This window comes from Symbiopectobacterium sp. (assembly GCF_051710365.1).
GTDB lineage: Bacteria > Pseudomonadota > Gammaproteobacteria > Enterobacterales > Enterobacteriaceae > Symbiopectobacterium.
Map to the genome: position 1 here is coordinate 1 of NZ_JBPETA010000313.1, position 2,253 is coordinate 2,253.

The 2,253-nt window shown below is 55.5% G+C and carries 1 protein-coding gene and 2 pseudogenes; 1 reads left to right on the top strand and 2 read right to left on the bottom strand.

Annotated elements, in window-relative coordinates; translation table 11 throughout:
- Positions 1 to 69: pseudogene (locus ACTBDZ_RS17175) on the top strand (surface-adhesin E family protein); the annotation flags it as partial.
- A 340-nt stretch (positions 70 to 409) separates the two neighbouring features.
- Here the strand turns inward: ACTBDZ_RS17175 and ACTBDZ_RS17180 are convergent.
- Positions 410 to 1,802 (bottom strand): annotated as a pseudogene (locus ACTBDZ_RS17180) (AtzE family amidohydrolase).
- Between the two features lie 14 nt (positions 1,803 to 1,816).
- Positions 1,817 to 1,963 (bottom strand): AtzG-like protein, encoded by a 147-nt coding sequence (locus tag ACTBDZ_RS17185; RefSeq protein ID WP_438816191.1) that lies wholly within the window; start codon positions 1,961 to 1,963, stop codon positions 1,817 to 1,819.
- Between the last annotated feature and the right edge of the window lie 290 nt (positions 1,964 to 2,253).

Sequence of the window (2,253 nt, forward strand, 5' to 3'; positions counted from 1 at the left end):
ATGGCGATGGTCAAAGCGCTTAACCGGATCACGCTATTAGGAATGCCGAACAGTATTCGCATCACGTAACAATCGACCCGATGGGGCACAGTCGTTACAAGTTCTGATTTATTCAACAAAGCCCGAAAGAGGGAGAATACCACTGTCAATGCTTTATATTTGCCTGTGATGCACACCGAAATAGAAGATACATTCGGGTCTTCTCAGGCTGATGACAAAGTCACTTTCCCTTTTCGTCATCCTCGGCGAAAGCCGGGGATCTCTGTGAGGAGAAACGCGTTTCATCTGCCAAAGATTCCCGCCTACGCGGGAATGACGGTGGTGGAGGGGGGAATAACTGTTTTAGATAACGTTGCCAGCAACCTAAGGATGCCCACAGGCATCCCCCTACAATGCTATTTCACCTTCTTTACTGGCAGGAAATGGCGCTGACCACGCCGGATTGTTCCAGTGCCCAGGCAGCACGCAGACAAATATCTTCCCTCCAGGGGGCGGCAATTAAGTTGCACGCCAATCGGCAACCCTTTTGTGGTCATCAACGGCACGGTGACGACGGGAAGCCCGACAAACGAAATAGGCTGAGTCAACATGCCCATACTGGCGCGTACGGGCAGATCGGTGTGATTGATTCGCATCGTTTCCTGGCCGATAAGGGTGGCGCAGCACGGTGTCGCCGGGGCAATCAGCAGGTCCACGTGTTCAAACAGCGGTAATACCTGACGGCGAAAGACGTCACGAAAACGCTGAGCCTATAGATACCAGGCAGAAGGCAGCATGGCTCCCGCCGTCAGGCGTTCACGTGAGTGCGGCTCAAATTTTTCAGGCGCGTGGCGCAGGGCGGAGAGATAACGGTTGCCCCCTTCGCTGGCAGAGAGAATAAAGGCGGCGGTGCGAGCCAGTTCGGCCTGGGCGATGGTTCTTTCTTCGTTGGCCGCAAGCGCGTGTGCAACACGTTGCACGGCATCGCGCGTATCACCATCGCAGGCTTCACTAAAGTAACCGGAAAGCACGGCACTGCGCAGGCCACGCGAGCCTTCCTGCAAGCGGGAAGCCGTCGAAAGGAGCGGCTGTGAGCGCTGAAAACGATCGTCACTATCAATGCTTTGTAAGGCATCGAACACCTGGGCCAAATCCTCCGTGCGGCGCGCCATTGGGCCGATATGATCGAGGCTGGCAACAAACGGGTGGCTACCTTCACGAGATAACCGGCCAAACGTCGGCTTCAGGCCAAAAATGCCGCACAGGGACGCGGGCACCCGAATCGATCCATTGGTGTCGCTGCCAAGTGAAAAGTGCACCAGCCCCGCGCCGACCGCTGCGGCGGAACCACCTGAGGATCCTCCTGCGATACGGGTTGGATCGAGTGGATGGCGAGTCGGGCCGTAATGGGTGTTTTCGGTGGTGAAACCGTAGGCGTAAGCATCCATATTCAGCATGCCGGAAAGCAGGTCACCGCTGGCGCTTAACTGGCGCAGCGCAAACGCATCGCGTTTGGCGGGGGGATGGTCGGCAAACAGCTGTGCGCCTGCCAGCGTGGTTTCTCCAGCAACGTCAAACAGGTTCTTTACCGCATAAGGCACACCTGCCAACGCTGGCAAAACGTCACCGCGCAGGCGTCTCGCATCCAGCGCATCGGCCTCTTGTTGCATACGCTGGCCTGTTACCTGGGTATAGGCATTTAACATTGGGTGCCGCTGCGCGATGGCATCCAGCGTAATGTCAGCGATCTCACGGGCGGCAAGTTCTCCGCGTTGCAGATGTTGTTGCAGTTGGGTGATGGATAACGCGGTGAGTTCCGCCATCGACAACGGGAGGGTCATAATTGATAAACCCCCGCGATCTCTTCATGCATCTCCAGCGGATAGTCCATCAGCGGCTGCGCCATCTCTGCGATGCGCTGTAACTGGAGCAGCACCGCGTCATGGCGCTCTGGGGTGAGTAGCAGATTCAGCAGGGTGCAGATAAGCGCTTAGGGTTTCAGGGGCGTGAGAGGTCATCGGTTCTCCTGTTATTTCACGATGCAGAGGCGTTAGCGTGAAACGTGTGTTGCAAGAGTTGTTCCAGAATGGTTTCGACACCGAGAGGGCAGACGTTTTTTCCTATTGTATGTCGGTGATGTGCTTGTGTTAGGGCCTGTCATCAAATGCTTGGATAAGCGTGTATGATTGTCTACTTTGGCCTAAAAAGTAAGAGATGACACGTCGCTATGCACTTCGAGATGATCAATGGGCTAGGATTGAGACATTGCTTCCT